General features: G+C 33.1%; 22 protein-coding genes. 17 read left to right on the plus strand and 5 right to left on the minus strand.

What is annotated here, in order from left to right; translation table 11 throughout:
* The first annotated feature begins 97 nt into the window (after nt 1-97).
* From AN959_RS15030 to AN959_RS15055, 6 genes are all read left to right on the plus strand, one after another.
* Nucleotides 98-661, plus strand: a complete 564-nt coding sequence (locus AN959_RS15030; protein WP_056831818.1) for an NUDIX hydrolase — start codon at nt 98-100, stop codon at nt 659-661.
* A gap of 32 nt (nt 662-693) precedes the next feature.
* A complete protein-coding gene (locus AN959_RS15035; protein ID WP_056831820.1) occupies nt 694-1,356 on the plus strand; it encodes an HAD family hydrolase in 663 nt (220 codons plus the stop codon).
* Between the two features lie 18 nt (nt 1,357-1,374).
* Complete coding sequence (locus AN959_RS15040) at nt 1,375-1,956, plus strand: histidine phosphatase family protein (RefSeq protein WP_056831822.1); 582 nt, start codon at nt 1,375-1,377, stop codon at nt 1,954-1,956.
* Nucleotides 1,957-2,210: 254 nt separating this feature from the next.
* On the plus strand, nt 2,211-2,735 hold the full coding sequence (locus tag AN959_RS15045) for a hypothetical protein (protein WP_056831824.1): 525 nt from the start codon (nt 2,211-2,213) through the stop codon (nt 2,733-2,735).
* Nucleotides 2,736-2,763: 28 nt separating this feature from the next.
* The gene (locus tag AN959_RS15050; protein WP_056831826.1) at nt 2,764-3,228 is read left to right on the plus strand and encodes a GNAT family N-acetyltransferase; all 465 of its coding nucleotides are present in this window, start codon (nt 2,764-2,766) and stop codon (nt 3,226-3,228) included.
* Between the two features lie 32 nt (nt 3,229-3,260).
* Nucleotides 3,261-3,671 carry a GNAT family N-acetyltransferase gene (locus tag AN959_RS15055; protein WP_056831828.1) on the plus strand — a complete coding sequence of 137 codons (411 nt, stop codon included), beginning with the start codon at nt 3,261-3,263 and terminating at the stop codon, nt 3,669-3,671.
* Between the two features lie 73 nt (nt 3,672-3,744).
* Here the strand turns inward: AN959_RS15055 and AN959_RS15060 are convergent, their stop codons facing one another.
* A complete protein-coding gene (locus AN959_RS15060; RefSeq protein ID WP_056831830.1) occupies nt 3,745-4,764 on the minus strand; it encodes an NADH:flavin oxidoreductase/NADH oxidase in 1,020 nt (339 codons plus the stop codon).
* Nucleotides 4,765-5,235: 471 nt separating this feature from the next.
* On the opposite strand from AN959_RS15060, the gene AN959_RS15065 reads away from it, so the two are divergent.
* On the plus strand, nt 5,236-6,444 hold the full coding sequence (locus tag AN959_RS15065; protein ID WP_056831832.1) for an argininosuccinate synthase: 1,209 nt from the start codon (nt 5,236-5,238) through the stop codon (nt 6,442-6,444).
* On the plus strand, nt 6,441-7,814 hold the full coding sequence (argH, locus tag AN959_RS15070) for an argininosuccinate lyase (protein ID WP_056831834.1): 1,374 nt from the start codon (nt 6,441-6,443) through the stop codon (nt 7,812-7,814). The genes AN959_RS15065 and argH overlap by 4 nt, the downstream gene beginning before the upstream one ends.
* Before the next feature lie 83 nt (nt 7,815-7,897).
* Here the strand turns inward: argH and AN959_RS15075 are convergent, their stop codons facing one another.
* Entirely contained in the window at nt 7,898-8,935 is a 1,038-nt protein-coding gene (locus tag AN959_RS15075) for a serine hydrolase (RefSeq protein WP_253278920.1), read from the minus strand.
* A gap of 368 nt (nt 8,936-9,303) precedes the next feature.
* Between AN959_RS15075 and AN959_RS15085 the strand changes: the two genes are divergently transcribed.
* Both AN959_RS15085 and AN959_RS15090 read left to right on the plus strand, forming a co-directional pair.
* A complete protein-coding gene (locus tag AN959_RS15085) occupies nt 9,304-10,344 on the plus strand; it encodes an ABC transporter permease (protein ID WP_053588982.1) in 1,041 nt (346 codons plus the stop codon).
* Nucleotides 10,345-10,396: 52 nt separating this feature from the next.
* Nucleotides 10,397-10,879, plus strand: a complete 483-nt coding sequence (locus tag AN959_RS15090; protein WP_056831840.1) for an NUDIX hydrolase — start codon at nt 10,397-10,399, stop codon at nt 10,877-10,879.
* Nucleotides 10,880-10,928: 49 nt separating this feature from the next.
* On the opposite strand, the gene AN959_RS15095 is transcribed toward AN959_RS15090, so the two are convergent.
* Nucleotides 10,929-11,393 (minus strand): DinB family protein, encoded by a 465-nt coding sequence (locus AN959_RS15095; RefSeq protein WP_253278928.1) that lies wholly within the window; start codon nt 11,391-11,393, stop codon nt 10,929-10,931.
* Nucleotides 11,394-11,609: 216 nt separating this feature from the next.
* Between AN959_RS15095 and AN959_RS15100 the strand changes: the two genes are divergently transcribed.
* Together AN959_RS15100 and AN959_RS15105 are read left to right on the plus strand one after the other, a co-directional pair.
* The gene (locus AN959_RS15100) at nt 11,610-12,194 is read left to right on the plus strand and encodes a dienelactone hydrolase family protein (RefSeq protein ID WP_156350806.1); all 585 of its coding nucleotides are present in this window, start codon (nt 11,610-11,612) and stop codon (nt 12,192-12,194) included.
* A 49-nt stretch (nt 12,195-12,243) separates the two neighbouring features.
* Nucleotides 12,244-12,762 carry a YfiT family bacillithiol transferase gene (locus tag AN959_RS15105; protein ID WP_056831847.1) on the plus strand — a complete coding sequence of 173 codons (519 nt, stop codon included), beginning with the start codon at nt 12,244-12,246 and terminating at the stop codon, nt 12,760-12,762.
* A 370-nt stretch (nt 12,763-13,132) separates the two neighbouring features.
* Here AN959_RS15105 and AN959_RS15110 read toward each other — a convergent pair whose 3' ends face one another.
* Entirely contained in the window at nt 13,133-13,897 is a 765-nt protein-coding gene (locus tag AN959_RS15110; RefSeq protein ID WP_056831851.1) for a DUF3891 family protein, read from the minus strand.
* 407 nt (nt 13,898-14,304) lie between these two features.
* Here AN959_RS15110 and AN959_RS15115 point away from each other — a divergent pair, with 407 nt between their 5' ends.
* The 3 genes from AN959_RS15115 to AN959_RS15125 are packed head-to-tail and all read left to right on the plus strand — an operon-like array spanning nt 14,305 to nt 15,566.
* Nucleotides 14,305-14,886 carry a TetR/AcrR family transcriptional regulator gene (locus AN959_RS15115; protein ID WP_056831853.1) on the plus strand — a complete coding sequence of 194 codons (582 nt, stop codon included), beginning with the start codon at nt 14,305-14,307 and terminating at the stop codon, nt 14,884-14,886.
* 23 nt (nt 14,887-14,909) lie between these two features.
* A complete protein-coding gene (locus AN959_RS15120) occupies nt 14,910-15,251 on the plus strand; it encodes a multidrug efflux SMR transporter (RefSeq protein ID WP_053588989.1) in 342 nt (113 codons plus the stop codon).
* Nucleotides 15,252-15,566, plus strand: a complete 315-nt coding sequence (locus AN959_RS15125; protein ID WP_053588990.1) for a multidrug efflux SMR transporter — start codon at nt 15,252-15,254, stop codon at nt 15,564-15,566.
* 310 nt (nt 15,567-15,876) lie between these two features.
* On the opposite strand, the gene AN959_RS21090 is transcribed toward AN959_RS15125, so the two are convergent.
* The gene (locus AN959_RS21090) at nt 15,877-16,017 is read right to left on the minus strand and encodes a hypothetical protein (protein ID WP_156316741.1); all 141 of its coding nucleotides are present in this window, start codon (nt 16,015-16,017) and stop codon (nt 15,877-15,879) included.
* A gap of 711 nt (nt 16,018-16,728) precedes the next feature.
* Between AN959_RS21090 and AN959_RS15135 the strand changes: the two genes are divergently transcribed.
* Both AN959_RS15135 and AN959_RS15140 read left to right on the plus strand, forming a co-directional pair.
* Complete coding sequence (locus AN959_RS15135; protein WP_053588992.1) at nt 16,729-17,043, plus strand: hypothetical protein; 315 nt, start codon at nt 16,729-16,731, stop codon at nt 17,041-17,043.
* Nucleotides 17,044-17,296: 253 nt separating this feature from the next.
* The gene (locus AN959_RS15140) at nt 17,297-17,890 is read left to right on the plus strand and encodes a hypothetical protein (RefSeq protein ID WP_056831857.1); all 594 of its coding nucleotides are present in this window, start codon (nt 17,297-17,299) and stop codon (nt 17,888-17,890) included.
* Nucleotides 17,891-17,971 lie beyond the last annotated feature (81 nt).

Below are 17,971 nucleotides of genomic sequence, written 5' to 3' on the forward strand. Positions count from 1 at the left end.
CGTATAAACGTATACATTTCATGAGGAGAGAAGAAAACAGAGCAAAAGGTAGATCAATAAAATGAAAGTATAAAATACAGGTTTCAAGGAGATTTTCATGAAAAAGTGGAAAAAGTTAAACTCACAATATGTATATAAAACAGAATTTGGAAATTTACGAACGGATCAATGTGAATTACCTGATGGGCAAATCATAAACAATTATTACGTGAATGAATATGCGGATTGGGTCAATGCCATCGTTCTTACAAAAGAGAATAAGATTATTCTTGTTAAGCAATATAGGTATGCTGCTGAAGACTTCTTCTTAGAAATTCCTGCAGGCAAACCAGAGGGGGAGGAAAAATATGAGCAAGCTATAGTAAGGGAAGTACGAGAAGAGACAGGCTATATTACTGATAAAAATCCTATTTTAATTGGAGAGTTTTATGTGAATCCAGCTACTCAAACGAATAAAGTAGTGACGTTTTTATTAGAAGATACATATAAAGCATTTGGTCAAGAGCTAGACACCACTGAGTTTATAGATGTGGAGTTAGTCGACATCAATCATATGCACTCTATGATTACAAATGGTGAAATTAATCAACTTTTTACTGCTAGTGCTTTCTATATGTTTAAGGCATACTTAAACGAAAGAATTGGATTAAAAAATTTATAAGAATTATATTGAAGTGAAGAGAGGTTATGTAAATGTTCAGAGGGATTATATTTGATTTTGATGGTTTAATTGTAGATACAGAGACAGTCTGGTATGAGGCTTTTAAAGAAGCTTTGTTTAATAGTCATTCTGTTGAATTAGGGCTACCAGGGTACGCTAATTGTATAGGGACTGGTAATGAAGTTTTATATAAACATTTTCGTGAGGTGGTTGGAAATACAGTAGACTGTGAGCAAATAGAAAACGATGCATTATTAATATATACAAATAAAATGCAAGAACCAGTTCTTAGAGAAGGTGTGAAAGAATATTTGGAGGAAGCAAAAAGCCACAACTTAATAATTGGCTTAGCTTCAAGTTCATCCAAACAATGGGTAACTACTTATTTAGAACAACTAGGTATTATACAATATTTTGATGTGATTAATACAAGAGATGATGTCAACAAAGTTAAGCCCCATCCTGAGTTATATGTAAAAACCTTAAAGGACTGTGAGCTATTACCGACAGAGACTATTGCTTTTGAAGATTCATTAAATGGATTAACTGCAGCAAAAAAAGCAGGAATAAGATGTGTGATAGTTCCAAATGATGTGACTAGTAATCTACCATTTAATAATCATGATTATCATTTGAATTCCATGAAACAAGAATCACTAGAAGAAGTGATGAAAAAATTGGGACGTATAGTCTAATTAAAGGAGACGATTAATTTGACTACTGTTGCACTAATTAGGCATGGAATGACAGAATGGAATGTATTAGGAAAAGCCCATGGAATAACTGATATCCCTTTAAATTTATCCGGTGAAAACCAAGCATATGCACTAGCAGATAGACTATCTATGGAAGGCAAATGGGACATGATTGTATCAAGTGATTTACTTCGTGCGAAGGAAACTGCTCAAATTATTTCTCGCAAATTAGATGCTCTTACATGCATTTTTGACGAAAGAATTCGTGAAATTAACTGTGGAGATATCGAAGGAACTACGGAAGAAGAAAGGATAAACAAATGGGGGAACAATTGGAGAGAACAGGAGCTCGGAATAGAGAAATTTGAAGAAGTTTCTGGTAGAGGGTCGTTATTTTTAGATGAATTAGTGACTACATATAAAAATAAGCATATTTTAGTTGTAAGTCATGGTGCGTTAATTGGTCTCACATTACAACATTTACTTCCTGAGAAATTTACAACAACTTATATTGAAAATGCATCGATTACATTACTGACACACATGAAAAACGAATGGAATTGTTCTCTTTATAATTGCACAAATCACTTAGTGAATTAAGTTCTTAAATAAAAGGAGGAACTCCATAAATGAAGCATCTTCTTATAGTATAGAAGTGCTTTTTTTTATTTGTAATTGTTTTACATGTTTTAGATGAAGGATTAAGTTATCATGATGAAGAATATTATGAAATACAGGTATATTTTTCAAAAATAGTAAGTGCTTAATATAAAAAAGGCATGGTAGAGTCCTTTTATGTTAAGAACATATTATTAAAGAGAGGATAGGAAAATTGTTACAGGAGGTATAAATGGATGAATAAATTAGTTATCCCTCTCCTTTTTTTACTGTTGTTATCAGGATGTAAGGATGATTCCACTAAAGTTAATGAAGTTAATGGAATAGAAAAAGATTTGCAATCGCAAATAGCTCAGCTTGAAATAGAAAAGAAGCAGTTGAAAGACCAAATAACGGAAATGCAAAAGATTCTTGATGAAGAGAGAGATTCTTTAAGGACGACAATGAATTTAACATTTAAACTTTTAACAGCTATGGAGAAAAAAGATTTTTTATATATCTCCTCCATCGCTTCATCAAATGTTCAAATGGATGAACAAGACGCTTCCATTTTATTTGATCAACAAAACTATAGGCTCGAACTTAACGATAAAACTGTACATAATTTAGAAAACTTAGAGTATCGATTTTATGATTTAGAGGATGACAAGATGACTATAGGTTTCGCTGAATATTTTTTGGAAGGGCATAGTACCACATATTTTGAATTTATCAACGTTGAAGGTACATGGTTAATAAATTATATAGTTACGAATGCATAATAGTATGGTTAGTGGAAGGAGTTTACTAATGAATATAAGACTTGCAGAGAGAAAAGACATTGACCAATTAATACAAATGAGATGGGACTTTACAATTGAAGATTATGAAACGAAATCTTTCGGTGAAAACGAGATGGAATCTTTTAAATTGGAGTGTCAAACATTTTTAGAAGATGCGATGAATAGTGGGAATTGGTTTATTTGGGTCGCTGAGGAGGACGAAAAAATCGTATCCCATATTTACATCGAACTAATTCAAAAAGTACCTCGTCCAGGAAGAATCACTTTTCCATTTGCTTATATGACGAATGTATTTACGATTAAAAAATACAGAAGCAAAGGGATCGGAAGTAAATTGATGAAGACGATACATGAATGGGTGAAAGAAAATAAATATGAATTCATTCTCGTATGGCCAAGTGATGCTAGCAGAAATTACTACGAAAGGAATGGATATAAGCTTTGTAATGATCCTATGGAATTTTTTTATTAAGTTAATTTAAGTAGAGTAGGGGAAGTATAAAAATGACATATAAAGTGATTGAAAAATTAAATGAGAACCAGCTTAATCATTTACTTGCTTTGTTTAAAAATGAATGGTGGACGAAAAATAGACAAACGATAGATATTAAAAAAATGCTAGAAAATAGTAATGTAGTTATTGGGCTTATTCATGAAGAAACGGATGAATTGGTTGGTTTTGCAAGAGTTATTACAGATACTGTTTACCGAGCTTTTATATTCGATGTAATTGCAAAAGAAGAATACAGAAATAGTGGTATTGGCAAGATTTTGATGGATTCTATTTTAAGCCATCCACTTGTACGAGATGTTGATAGAGTCGAACTTTATTGTCCTGATCGATTAGTTTCCTATTATGAGAAGTGGGGATTTTCAACAGATGTTAATGGCAGCAACTTAATGAGAAAAAAATAAGATGAAAATGAAAGAACCTCCACTATGTATATGCAAAGGGAGGTTCTAATTTCTGTTCTATAAGATAGCCAATTTAAAAACCTCTTTTATAAGGTGTAGGAGGCTCGACTTTCCCTGTGATTGACTCTTCTGCGTGAAGTGCCCAATAAGGGTCCTTCAACATTCCACGGCCTATGGCTACTAATTCTGCATCGCCTTCTTCGATAACTTTTTCCGCTAGATTAACATCTTCTAATATACCTACAGCAATGACTGGTAAATCCAGTGCTTGTTTAAATGCACGAGCAAATGGAACTTGATAGCCTGGTGTATTTGCAGGTTTTACTTTACCAGGTGGTGCCTCACCTCCACTTGAAACGTGGAAAACATCAACACCAGCTTCTTTATATTTTTTAGCAAGTTCTAAAGAATGTTGTAGACCATATCCATTATCCATATATTCAACAGCAGAAATTCTCATGATTAACGGCATTCCATCAGGCATAACACTTCGAATTGCTTGAATAACTTCTACGCCAAATTTAGATAAATCTTTTCCATAATCATCTGATCTATTGTTAATAGCAGGTGAATGGAATTGATGAATTAGGTAACCATGTGCCCCATGAATTTCAATTGTATCGAAACCAGCTACAATTGCCCGTTTTGCTGCATCTTTAAACTTATTGACCATTCCTTTCACTTCATCAGTTGTAAGAGCTCTCGGCTTTTTCCACTTACTATCTACTGGAATATCAGATGAACTAACAGGTTCTTTGGCGTCTGTTGCTTTTCTGCCGGCATGAGCAATTTGAATACCTATTTTCGAGCCATATTTATGTACTTCCGAGACAATTCTTTCATAAGCAGGAATCTGTTCATCAGACCACAGTCCTAAATCATTGTCCGTAATTCTTCCATCAGGCTCCACATCAGTCATTTCAACTATTATTAAACCTGACCCACCGACAGCCCTAGAAACATAGTGAACAAAATGCCAATCATTTGGAATGCCGTCCTTAGCTTCAACGGAATATTGACACATTGGTGGCATTACAACTCTATTTTTTATTTCAAGCCCTTTTAGTTTTATAGGTGAAAATAAATGACTCATTCTAACACACTCCTTTCGTATTATTATCTTTGTTTCTTCTCTGGTAATCAAATCATGTGCTTTTAAATTTTAATATATCTAGATGGAGGGGAAAGTTAGGGGTATACAAAATAATATCATTTCCTAAACCTAGGGTATTCACTTTGAGATGAAATAACCGGTATATTACAAATGAAGGTAATAAAGATGCTATCCAAAAGTTTATTTAGCATACACAGGTAGAAGTTATAAAGAATACAATTGACGAAATTGAAAGACAGCTTAATACAACTCAAATCACATATACTTTTATTTGAAATATGATTAAGAATAAAGTAGAGAAACCTACAATAGAAGATACTTTAGTAAAATAAAAAAATGAAATATATTCCTCATAATCATAAAATATTAGTTGTATTTATACATTAAGCATGTTACATTATGTATATTAATACTAAAAAAACGTATAAACATACATTGGAGGAATATAAAATGAACAAAAAAGTCGTTTTAGCTTATTCAGGTGGTTTGGACACATCTGTAGCAATCACATGGTTAAAGGATGAAGGATATGATGTTGTTGCTGTTTGTCTAGATGTTGGTGAAGGAAAAGATTTAGAGTTTGTTAAAAACAAAGCCCTACAAGTTGGAGCTATCGAGAGCTATATGATCGATGCAAGAGAAGAATTTGCAAATGAATACGCTCTTATAGCACTTCAAGCTCATACATGGTATGAAAATAAATACCCACTTGTTTCTGCTTTATCGCGTCCGTTAATTTCGAAAAAATTAGTAGAAATTGCAGAACAAACAGGTGCAACTGCAGTAGCTCACGGCTGTACAGGTAAAGGGAATGACCAAGTACGTTTCGAGGTTTCGATTAAAGCTTTGAATCCAAGTTTAGAGGTAATTGCACCAGTTCGTGAATGGAGCTGGAGTCGTGAGGAAGAAATTGAATATGCAAAGACGAAAAATATTCCTATTCCTATTAACTTAGACAGTCCATTTTCTATTGACCAAAACCTTTGGGGGCGTTCAAATGAATGTGGAATTCTAGAAGATCCGTGGGCAGCACCTCCAGTTGATGCATATGATTTAACAGTTGCATTAGAGGATGCACCTGATACTCCAGATATTATTGAAATTGAGTTTAAAAATGGAGTCCCAGTTGCTCTTGATGGTGTGGAATATAAATTATATGAGTTAATCCTAAAATTAAATGTTTTAGCTGGTAAACATGGTGTTGGACGTATTGACCATGTAGAAAACCGATTAGTTGGGATTAAATCACGTGAAGTATATGAAATTCCAGGAGCTCATACTCTATTACTTGCCCATAAAGAGTTAGAAGATATTACTCTAGTAAAAGAGTTGGCTCACTTCAAACCAGTGATGGAGAAAAAATTAACAGAGCTTATTTATGAAGGACTTTGGTTCTCTCCACTAAGAACTGCACTAGAGGCTTTCTTAAAAGAAACACAAGTATATGTAAATGGTACAGTTCGCGTGAAGCTTTTCAAAGGCCATGCAATTGTCGAAGGGCGTAAATCTCCAAACTCTCTATACAATGAAAAGCTTGCAACATATACAAAAGATGATGAATTTAACCATGCTTCTGCAGTTGGATTTATCGAACTTTGGGGTCTTCCAACTAAAGTTCACGCTATGGTGAATAAGGGAGCAGAGAAGGTGCAATCATGACCAAATTGTGGGGCGGAAGATTCCAAAAATCTGCCGAGCAATGGGTAGATGAATTTGGTGCTTCCATTGGCTTTGACCAAACACTAGTAATGGAAGACTTAGATGGCAGTATCGCGCATGTTAAAATGCTTGGAGATTGCAAAATCCTTCCTTCTAAAGATGTCCAACAAATATTGGTTGGTCTAGAAGAGTTAAAAAAACGTGCAGCAGAAAACGAGTTAGAGTTTTCTGTTGCAAATGAAGATATTCATTTAAACTTAGAAAAAATGTTAATTGATCTAATTGGTCCAGTTGGCGGTAAGCTACACACTGGCCGTAGTCGAAACGATCAAGTAGCTACTGATATGCATCTATTCCTGAAAAATAGAGTAGGTGAAATCATTGAGTTAATTGACCTCTTCCAAAAAACACTTGTGGAACAAGCAGAAAAACATGTGGAGACTCTTGCACCAGGTTACACCCATTTACAACGAGCGCAACCAATTTCGTTTGCACATCATTTAATGGCTTATTTCTGGATGCTAGAACGCGATAAAGATCGTTTTCATGACTCGATTAAACGTATCGATATCTCTCCGCTAGGAGCAGGTGCACTAGCAGGTACTACTTTTCCAATCGACCGAAAATTGGCCGCTGATTATTTAGGCTTTTCAAATGTATATGCTAACAGTATGGATGCTGTAAGTGACCGAGATTTTATCGTGGAATTCCTTAGTAACTCCTCGATGCTGATGGCACACCTATCAAGATTTGCCGAAGAAATTATTCTATGGTCTAGTTCAGAATTCAATTTTATTGAACTGGATGATTCGTTCTCTACTGGTTCTAGTATTATGCCTCAAAAGAAAAATCCAGATATGGCCGAGTTGATCCGGGGAAAAACAGGGCGTGTGTATGGAAATCTTATGGGCTTGCTGACTGTAATTAAAGGATTACCCCTTGCTTATAACAAAGACATGCAAGAAGATAAGGAAGGTATGTTCGATACAGTTCATACAATTGTTGGATCGTTGAAAATTTTTGAAGGTATGGTTCGTACAATGACGGTTCATACAGAGCGACTTCACGATACTGTTCATAAAGATTTTTCTAACGCAACAGAACTTGCTGATTATCTTGCTTCAAAAGGGCTTCCATTCAGAGAAGCACATGAAGTGACAGGAAAGTTGGTTTTCCTATGTATCCAACGAGGCTATTTCTTATTGGATCTTCCACTAGAAGATTTACAAGAAGCAAGCAATCTAATCGAGTCTGATATTTACGATATCTTATCACCATTAGCGGCCGTAAAAAGAAGAAATTCATTAGGTGGAACTGGATTTGAGCAAGTTAAAATACAAATTAATGAAGCTAAAAATCGTTTAGCATAATAATAACTGTAGAAACCACTCACATTCTTGTGAGTTTTCTACAGTTTATTGGTTTTTAAGCATATCAGTGCTTGTGAAATATCTTACTTTACTCCCATTGCTAACTTTATAGAAAGTCGAATCGGCAGACTAGGGTTAGCAAATTGATTAACATCCCCGACAAAAAAAATGTCCTTCTGGGGATAGTAAAATGCAAAGGAACCAGATGAGCCGGAGTGACCCAGTAATTCTCCCTTTTCCATAAACGGCATTAATAATCCACCAAGAGTAATTCTCATATATCCTCCCCCATAGCTAATCGGTCCCATTGTGATTTGAAGCTTGTTATAATTAGCTAGTTCGTCAAATACAATTTTATTAAACAACTTACCGCCAAAAAATGCTTTAATAAATATCATCATTTCTCTAGCAGTAGTAACAGCACCGCCACTCGCACGACAACTACAAATAAACATAGGGCGGTTCAATACTTTATCCTTATAGTAAATATGTGGTATAAAATCATTTTCACTTTGTGGAAGATAAGTATTCTTAAGCTCTAGTGGAATAAAAATTAATTGCTGGTAGGCTTCTGCCAGTGTCGTTCCATTTACCTTTTCAATAATTTCACCAAGTAAATCAAAGTTGAGGTCAGAATAATAGGCTTTTCCATTAGTACGCGGAATGAAATGTGGTTTTAGTTCTTTTGCCCAATTTAAAAGTTCATGAAAAGAAAAGCTGAAATCTTGATTAATAACTTTTCTTTTAGTTGAACTCTTCTTCTCTTCAAATTTATCAGGTAATCCGCTAATTTGAAACAACAAGTCGTATAAAAGTAAGTCAAATGAATATTCCTTTGACTTGTATATATGCAGTCCACTTAAATGTTCTTGGTCAAAAAATTCAGATATTTTATTACTCAAAGATAGCTTTCCTTGTTCTTGCAAAATTAAGATACAAGCAGTGGTCAAAAGCTTTGTTATGCTTGCCATAAGCAATGGTGAATCTAATTCCTTACCACCATAGCCTTTGTACCAAGAAAATTCACCTCTCGTATCTTCCATATAAACAATTCCTTCATGAATGCGCTTATTAACCATACTTTTATTAAAAACCTTTTCTAAAATTATAGATTTATACATTTTCATAAGGTCTCCTTTCTAAGATCTGATACAAAATGTTGCTATTATTAATTTCTTTAATACTCATAAGTAAAGTGGAAGTAAATGTACAGAATCCTTTTATATTATTCTTTAAATNTACATATATTTAGGAATGCAATTGTTAGTATATTTTTTCAATCGAAAAAGACAATGTGGTTTATGCTTTCTAATTTATTTATTTTAGAACGAATGTTCAATATGCCAGGTATTATGTTTCACTTGAGCCAAAACATGTCTGGCGAGCTTTTTTTAATTACAGTTTGCAGTTTCTTTTTACCTGTTTTCATACTTTACAGCTTTGGTGAGTGGTACTTTTTACGCCGTTTGAATCGGGGAGGTGCTATCTTATGAAGTCTGTTTGGAAGCAACCTTATTTTGTTTTTGGATTTATCATTCTTGCATTCTTTTTAATAGGAAGTTTTGTATTCGAATGGATTAATGGACCGGATCCTAAGCAAACATTTTTTATATACGAAAAAGGTAAATTAGTAGAAGCAGCCCCACTTTCACCTAGTTGGGCTAATCCTTTTGGGACAGACCAGTTCGGTTATGATATGTTTGCAAAAATTATGCTAGGTGCAAAATATACTATTATTGCTGCAATGGGAGTTGCTGCAGTCCGTATGTTTATTGCAGTACCCCTAGGTTTTGTCATAGGTACGTATTGGCAAAAGAAACGTTCATTATTGAATAGTTTTATTGATCCGCTACATTATGTGCCAATGACCATATTTTCCTATCTCATGTTGTTTCCCGTATTATGGGAGCCGATGGAAGGGTTCTCTACAACGGTATGGGAACGTATTGTTATTCAAGTTGTGTTAATGGCTATTATAACCGTGCCTATTGTGTCCGCTTTAATTGGGAATGAAGCGAATTTACTTTATCAGCAGGAATACATTTTAGCTGCAAGAACACTTGGAGCGAGTCGTCGAAGAATAATAACGAGACATCTCTTTCCAATGATGCGGGAAAAATTGTTTGTACTTTATGGTCAGCAAGTGGTTGAAACATTAGTTGTTTTTACACATTTAGGACTTCTTCAATTATTTATTGGGGGGACAAATGTGAGCTATGATCCGATGTTTGGAGATCCACCTAAATCGATAGCGTATGAATGGGCTGGACTATTTGGTTCTTCGTTTCGATATTTACAAGGTGTTCCATGGCTGCCCCTTGCTCCAGCAATCTGTTTCGCACTCGTTATATTAGCTGTTGCCACGATGATCGAGGGCTATACGCGAGCAGTGAGTGGGCAAGTAATCATTCCGAAACGAAGAAAAGCTGTATTTGTTTCGGATGACACAATTGAATGGAATCAACGTCAGTTAAAAGAAAAGTTGCGTTTGCTACATCAAACTGAAAAACAAAAATCAACAAAACTGTAGGCTTTAGTCTACAGTTTTTTTACAGCATATTAAATTTTAGGAGGAATTTAAAATGAAAATGCCAACACATATATTAGCAGTTGGGGGAATAGTAGAGAACGAAAAAGGAGATATTCTGTTAGTGAAGACACTTCATGGGGGATGGGTTTTTCCTGGCGGTCAAGTGGAAATAGGCGAAAATCTAATGGATGCCTTATGTAGAGAAATAAAAGAAGAAAGCGGAATAGATATAGATGTTTCTCACATGATTGGTATTTATTCAAATACTGGTATTCATAAATGGTATGACAATAAAACGGATGTCCCTACTAAGTTGATAGTAGATTTTTTGTGCAAGCCAACTGGTGGAGAACTATGTACTTCTGATGAAACGACAGAAAGTGACTGGGTGGCAAAAAATAAAGTGTTAGATTTAATTACTGCTCCAGCTATACTTGCACGTTACCAAGCTTATTTAGATTTTAATGGGACTGTAAATTATATGGAATATGTAACAAAACCAGATTTTGTACAAAAGTTAAACAGGAAAATATAGATTTAGTAAATCCTCTTCTTTAAAAAGTGAGTCAAAGAAGAGGTCCATATCAATAGTTTGGTTCTCTAAATAATATATCGCTAGATACAGGTTTAATACCGATTTCCCTAGACCAAATAGATAATTGTCCTATATGATGCGTTTCATGTGAAATGATATGTTGCAAAATTTTATCGTAAGAAAATGAATAAGTAATACCTTTTTTACTAGTAATTTTTAATACTTGATTGTCCTGATTAGAAATCCACTTTTGGATAAAATTATAAGTATTTTGCTTTGTTTCATTCGAAAAATTAATTACTTCTTCAAGGTTGGTAATTAAGTCAATATTACTCTCTATAACAGGTGTACCATTCATTTGATTGATCCATAGTTGTTCACAATCTATTACATGGTATAAATTATGTAAAATACTACCCATCCCACCTATACGTTTTTTTGTTAGCTCTTCAAAAGATAAATCGAGACACCATTCAAACCAATCATTCCTTATTTGCCAATTATACAAAAACATCTCAAGCACTTTCTTACCTCCTATTCTTAAACTATTATTTCATATTATCGCAAATATTCTATAATATTGGTAGGATAGAAAAAAGTCTTAAGAAGACGGCTGCTAGAAGAAAGATTTTGTTGGGTTTAAGGAGAACTACTACTTAAATATTTAATAGAGTTTAGTAAAAGATGCTACAGCTAATTTTAGTCTAGAAGGGGGATGTATTAGATTTACATACAAAATAGATCAAATTCTTTAATTATTGTAGTTCATGAAATTTACGGAATTAATCAGCATATGAATTATATTTGTCGTACATTATCAGAAAAAGGTTTTGATGTTATTTGTCCCAATTTATACGAACGTGAAACATCATTTGAATATATTCAAGAGGAAGTTGCTTATAAACATTTTATGGAGAACGTAGGTTTTACAAATGCTTCTAAAAAAATCAAATGTGTATTGTCTGACATTAAAGATAGATATGAGAAAGTATATATAGTTGGATTTAGTGTGGGGGCTACGATTGCTTGGTTGTGTAGTGATGAAAATGGTGTCGATGGAATTGTCGGATTTTATGGTTCTCGTATAAGAAGCTATATAGAGATAGAACCCTTATGTCCTTCATTGCTTTTTTTTCCAGAAATAGAGAAATCGTTTAATGTGAACGAGTTAATCCAACGTTTAGTAGAAAAGAATATAAAGGTACATAAATTTAACGGCCATCACGGGTTTAGTGACCCATTTTCTCATAAATATCATGAAAAATCAGCACAAAAAGCATTTAACAAGATGTTCGATTTTTTTCAGGAAAATTGAGTAAAAAAGATGTAAAGAGATAGAAAAACTGAATAAAGGAGTGCTTAATATGAATGAAAGATACCCGATAGGTGAGTTTGAATTTGATGGAAAAATTACTAGGAATGAGATTGAGGAATGGATTAAGCAGATTGAAGATTTGCCTGAATTATTAGCAGTTGCTGTAAGTGACTTGAATGACCAACAAATGGATACAGCTTATCGTTTAGGAGGGTGGACAGTTCGTCAAGTAGTTCATCATCTTGCGGATAGCCATATGAATGCATATATTCGATTTAAATTAGCAATCACAGAAAATACTCCAGTAATCAAGCCTTTTAACGAAGGAAAATGGGCAGAACTTCCTGATTACGAACTTCCGGTTGAGACTTCCATATCTCTTCTTAAAGCCTTACATATAAGATGGGTTAAACTATTAAAAAGCCTAACCTTTACGGATTTAGAGAAGACCTTTGTTCATCCAGAGTCAGGTGAAATTTCAATTGGAAAAAATATTGGCATTTATGCTTGGCATGGTCAACACCATCTTGCTCATATAACTTATTTATGTATTCGTAAGGGCTGGTAAATTGGACTTTTTTTGATAGAAGCATGGCTGTAACTAGTTTACTTTTTTAGAGAAATTGCTACAGGACATGCTAGTGAACAAGCAACATTTCTTTAGTGATTCAATCAAAGTATGGTTATTTACTATTAGGGAAGGGGGAAAAAAAATGAAAAACTGGTTGTATACTTTGTATTTTATTGTCCTTGGAGTTATATCTTTTATAACCCGGGAGGTTGTTACTTTCGTTATGTTGGGTATTATTTTAATAGCTCTTAATAATATTCATTCAACATTGAAGGAAATACTAAAAAATAATAAAACTAACATTAACTAAGGGGGACGCTTCTAAAAGAAGATGCTTTTCCCTTATAAGACTAAATAGTGTTTAAATTTATTTAAAAGTTACCTTTCTTATGGAAAGAGGTGTGTCCTTGTATGCCTCTAGAATGCCTTTCTTGTCAATTTGATCTTTTAATACTTCCTTGTATGGTAGTTGTACTTCTAATTCATTCTTTAAAGGAGAGAAGGAAAGCGAAACGGTTTCTGGATTTTCCCAATGAGCAACGATGGGTTTGTCCGTAACAAAAAGAAACAATTGTGGAAATCCGTTTTGAAAAAAGGGATGATTCCTTTTATTATCACCAGGTTCATTTAAACTAATATAAAGAGAAAGATAATCACTAAATTTTAGCAAATCCAATTGGTACATTAAGGTTTCATTCTTATCCGCATTTTCCTTCAATCCTAGTTCCTTTGAAAGTCGCTTTTTTCTTTGCTTTTCTTCATTCCAAAACTCCTTAACTACGGATTGGGTAGCATCATGAAGTAATGAGGAATAGTGTAAACTACATAACAAGCCTGCATACTTGCTCATTTTTTCAACCTCATCCAGTCCCTTTTTATAAAAAGGGATTTTAAGTTCAGTCGGGTAGTCAATAAATGAGTAGGGCTTATCTGTTTTATCATTCCATACTGGAGAAGTATCTAACTCTATCCATCCTCTATCATGTTCTTTGATCGCCAGTAGCACTTCTGGTGTTCGTTCAAGCTCAAAAAAATAATCCTTCTTACAATTTTGGGCGATTTTCCCTGCAATTTTGGCATGATCATTCTGAGTAACCATTACATAGCTTTGTTCTCGTTCTAATATAATCATTTCTGTATATCCTTTCTTTGTATAACTCCATCATATTGAGTTTCTCATGTTTAATAGGTACCTCATAACCAACAGATTTAAACAAATTTACTTTAATTGACTTTGCCAAGGGTGAAGTTAAATCCTTAAAGTCTTTTGAATAGGATGTCCAATTTAACCATGATAGACTCATTGGGAATTTAGAATTTGGATCTGTATTAGTTACATAGAGGAGATTATATCAGTTATTATGTTAATATATATATTGCTTATAGTGTAGTTCTCAAAATGACTGTGAATCTCAGAAATGAGGTTCACTTCATTTTTTTCACTTTATGAATCTTTTATAGGTACTAAAAGAAGAATTTGTTGACAGGATTTAAAATGTTTGTTATTTTTAACTGACGAACGTTCGGAAGGGTGATAGTATGACAATAAATAGAATAAAAGAAGTTGCGCTTAACCGATTTGCCCAGAATGGATATGATGGAACATCAATGGCTCACATTGCTGATGAGGTAGGAATAAAAAAACAATCTATTTACACATACTTTAAAGGAAAAGACGAGCTTTTTCTTGATGTTTGTAACGACGTGTTTGCTAATGAATTAAGAATAGTTACCAATTTTATTGACGGTAACAAGAAGCTTCCTATTAAGGATTTCTTATTTAATTTTCTGTTGCATTATAAAGAGCAATATGAAAAAAATGGCTATACTAAATTTTGGCTTCGTATATCGTTTTTTCCTCCTACTCATCTCTATAATGAAGTCATGAAATATGTATATGAATACTTAGACAAGGTAGAAGAACTACTAGTTCCAATTTTAGGAGAAGCAATCATAAAAAAGGAAATTAGCTCTTCAATTGAAGCTAAGAAAGCTACAGTAGCATTCTTAGGGGTATTAGATGGAATTTTTGTAGAAATGTTATATGGTGGCCCTGAGCGTTCGAATAAAAGATTAGATGCTTCTTGGTATCTTTATTGGCGTGGATTATCGAAGGATTAAGAAGCTTTACGGAGGGAAACTATATGAATCGAAATTGGGCACTTGTAATTATTGCTGGTGTTATTGAAATTTTTTGGGCAATGGGTTTGAAGTATTCAGATAACTGGATTTCTTGGCTTGTGATTGCCTTCCTAATATATTTGTCATTTGTCGTGTTACTAAAAGCTTTACAAACCGTACCAGTTGCCTCGGCGTATGCTGTCTTCACTGGAATTGGTACAGCTGGAACCGTTGTGGTAGAGATGATTGTATTCGGAGAACCATTTAGTTGGACTAAAATATTTTTTATACTTTTGCTATTAGCTGGTGTAATTGGTTTAAAATTAATCACCACCGATTCAAGCGAGAAAGATGGTGTAGCATAAATGGATTGGGTATACCTTATTTTAGCTGGATGTCTTGAGGTTATTGGAGTTATAGGTTTGAACAGAGTCATTAAATACAAGAACATTCAATCATATGTAATCTTAATTGTTGGTTTTATATTAAGTTTTAGTTTTCTGGCATTAGCAATGAAAACTCTCCCTATGGGACTATCGTATGCAGTTTGGACAGGTATAGGAACAGTAGGGGGAACACTTGTAGGAATGTTTATTTATGGAGAATCTAAGGATTGGAAACGAATTGCATTTATAGGCATGATTGTAGCTGCAGTAATTGGGTTGAAACTGACTTCCTAAAAGAAATTATATAGAACTATTAGAATTAAAGAATGGAGCTCTAACTTGTCGAATTAAAATATTTGGTGAAATTTCAAAGTGAAAAACTAAGTTCGTAAATATGGAATATTCGCAATGAGTAATATATTTTAATACAGAAAGAGATACTACCTTATTTCAAGGTGTATCTCTTTTTACAATTGAGTTTCAATAATGATGGAGTTGTCAGTTTAATATACATAGCGTTTGACCATATCATAATTTAAATGAACAAGAAGTTATTACTGAGTATTAAATCATACTATAGTTGCATGTATGTTAAATAGTTGTATTAGCAATTTTGTTGGTTATTATTTTGTACGTTTTTACGTTTAGTTTGATTTAAATCTTGTTCTTCCGCGAATTCTTCCCGATTGTTTTTTCTTGAATTAGGTTCTTTCTTTTTAAAGTTTGGTTTACTTTTCTTTGTCATGGTATCGTCACCTCCTAGAGTTTAATGTGCTCTGTAAAGATGGTCTTATTCAAAATGAATAGTTCTTTACAATGCTTAATGAAAATGGATAAGATTCATTTGAAGATAATATTTTTAAACGGACTAGTTAAGGAATTTTTGTAAAGGGTTGCTAAGGCATCTTTTTATTATTGAGCTAACGGGACAAGTTAGTGGAAGAGGCAGGGATTTTTGAAAAGAAGTAGAAGTACTTATTATATGGAAAATTATACAAGTGTCGAGTAGGTAAATTAGAAATGGAAGTGAATCAATGTTAGTTAAAGGTCATATTGTCAGTATGCCTAAGATTTATTGGGTCATATTGATTCCTATCTTCTTAGGGGTGAGTTACTATAATATTTTTTTTGATGGGGATTTGCAACACTATGGTGTAACTGAACTAGAAGATTTTGGGTTATATGTGTTTGTCTTATGTCTAAGTTTTTGCCAATGCTTAATTTACATTTTATTTATTCGGTTAGCAGTGACTACTATTAAATATATTTTTAGGGATAAAAAGAAGAATTCTTCAACATAAGAAGAGCTATTATGAAAGAAGTGATCTTAGTAAACAAGAGTGTTTTTTCTACAAAAAGTGGAGACTTTTTTTCACGGACGGGTCGTTAGTTCAAGTGTGTTGATTAATTTTGGGTACACCCAATCTATTAAGGTTTTCCTAAAAGGAGTAAATGTATGAAAAAATCTCGTAATTTCTTATTAATTATTGTTACTGCTTTAATTGGTTTTTTTATCTTATTCTATTTTTTAAATCAAAATGCTGTTATTGAATCTAAAACCGAAAACATTCAAGTAATTAGTAAAGGTAAAACTTCTGAAGAAAAGTGGATAGTCCTTTCAAATAATAATAAGATCTACATAGAAGATTTTAGTATATGGGCTTTAATTGAAGAAAATCAAAATTACACTATAGTTTATGATTTAATGAAAAAAACAAAAAGATACAAATTAATAACAATTGTACCGGGGGATTATAATGGACAATTTTAGGATATTAATATTTTTCTTATTCAACTAACGAGTGCTTTAGTGAAAGATCATAGAGTTGCTATATGTAGCTCTTTTTTCTTATTGAACTAAAGGGGCAGCTTAGCTGATGAAGGGATAATTAGGGAGATATAGAATATTAAGTATAAGGATTATTATTTTGAACAGAAACACTATTAATAATTTTAGTACATGGTCATATTGACAAGTTATAGAGTTGTTCAATCGATTTTTTTCCTTAGCATAGGGGGAAGGAATGAAAGGGGTATTTCATTTGAAATCTAATATTCTTATCTTTGTATTTTTAACTTTACTATTATTTATCACTGGTTGTACGCTAAGTAATTCCGTACAAACATATGATACAAATAATGAAAATGTAATCAGTATAGTAGACGAGAAAGTTTTAAAAATTGATGACTCAGAAGAAGAGTTTTCTTATTTAACCGACTTATCGGAAGAAGAATTAAAGTCTTATAAATTATTTACCCAGGAATATGATACAAATTATATAAAAGGTTTTTCACCAGAAAAGATTATGCTTATATACATTCATTCAGCAGTTATAGATGATATAGAAGCAATCTATTCGTTGGTTTATATTGATGGGGAGTTACTTGATTTCGATACTTTTAAAAAAATATATTACCAAAATCTTAACATATCCAACTTGGAAATGGCTTTAGATTTCAGATATTATGACACAATCAAAATAAAACAAGAAGACAGTAATGGATTATTAGTTGAATTAACGGTTAGTTATGGAAGGTTCACAGCTTCAACATTAATGGAATTAAAAAAAGAAAATGATATATCGAAAATTGTTCTCCCCCACTCGTTCAAAAAGTGAGCACTTTAAGCAGCGTATTCTCTATTTTAACTTGTCTTTTCTCCATTTTATTTTCCACAAAAAAATCCCCTATGAAAATGG

The organism is Psychrobacillus sp. FJAT-21963 (assembly GCF_001420585.1).
In the GTDB taxonomy this organism is placed as follows: domain Bacteria; phylum Bacillota; class Bacilli; order Bacillales_A; family Planococcaceae; genus Psychrobacillus.

Coding starts and splice junctions, on each gene's coding strand:
- AN959_RS15125 (WP_053588990.1), top strand. CDS start 15,252: ATGGATTGGGTATACCTTATTTTAGCTGGATGTCTTGAGGTTATTGGA.
- AN959_RS15095 (WP_253278928.1), bottom strand. CDS start 11,393: ATGTTTTTGTATAATTGGCAAATAAGGAATGATTGGTTTGAATGGTGT.
- AN959_RS15055 (WP_056831828.1), top strand. CDS start 3,261: ATGACATATAAAGTGATTGAAAAATTAAATGAGAACCAGCTTAATCAT.
- argH (WP_056831834.1), top strand. CDS start 6,441: ATGACCAAATTGTGGGGCGGAAGATTCCAAAAATCTGCCGAGCAATGG.
- AN959_RS21090 (WP_156316741.1), bottom strand. CDS start 16,017: ATGACAAAGAAAAGTAAACCAAACTTTAAAAAGAAAGAACCTAATTCA.
- AN959_RS15085 (WP_053588982.1), top strand. CDS start 9,304: ATGAAGTCTGTTTGGAAGCAACCTTATTTTGTTTTTGGATTTATCATT.
- AN959_RS15120 (WP_053588989.1), top strand. CDS start 14,910: ATGAATCGAAATTGGGCACTTGTAATTATTGCTGGTGTTATTGAAATT.
- AN959_RS15115 (WP_056831853.1), top strand. CDS start 14,305: ATGACAATAAATAGAATAAAAGAAGTTGCGCTTAACCGATTTGCCCAG.
- AN959_RS15075 (WP_253278920.1), bottom strand. CDS start 8,935: ATGTATAAATCTATAATTTTAGAAAAGGTTTTTAATAAAAGTATGGTT.
- AN959_RS15030 (WP_056831818.1), top strand. CDS start 98: ATGAAAAAGTGGAAAAAGTTAAACTCACAATATGTATATAAAACAGAA.
- AN959_RS15060 (WP_056831830.1), bottom strand. CDS start 4,764: ATGAGTCATTTATTTTCACCTATAAAACTAAAAGGGCTTGAAATAAAA.
- AN959_RS15110 (WP_056831851.1), bottom strand. CDS start 13,897: ATGATTATATTAGAACGAGAACAAAGCTATGTAATGGTTACTCAGAAT.
- AN959_RS15140 (WP_056831857.1), top strand. CDS start 17,297: ATGAAAGGGGTATTTCATTTGAAATCTAATATTCTTATCTTTGTATTT.
- AN959_RS15065 (WP_056831832.1), top strand. CDS start 5,236: ATGAACAAAAAAGTCGTTTTAGCTTATTCAGGTGGTTTGGACACATCT.
- AN959_RS15090 (WP_056831840.1), top strand. CDS start 10,397: ATGAAAATGCCAACACATATATTAGCAGTTGGGGGAATAGTAGAGAAC.
- AN959_RS15105 (WP_056831847.1), top strand. CDS start 12,244: ATGAATGAAAGATACCCGATAGGTGAGTTTGAATTTGATGGAAAAATT.
- AN959_RS15050 (WP_056831826.1), top strand. CDS start 2,764: ATGAATATAAGACTTGCAGAGAGAAAAGACATTGACCAATTAATACAA.
- AN959_RS15135 (WP_053588992.1), top strand. CDS start 16,729: ATGAAAAAATCTCGTAATTTCTTATTAATTATTGTTACTGCTTTAATT.
- AN959_RS15045 (WP_056831824.1), top strand. CDS start 2,211: ATGAATAAATTAGTTATCCCTCTCCTTTTTTTACTGTTGTTATCAGGA.
- AN959_RS15035 (WP_056831820.1), top strand. CDS start 694: ATGTTCAGAGGGATTATATTTGATTTTGATGGTTTAATTGTAGATACA.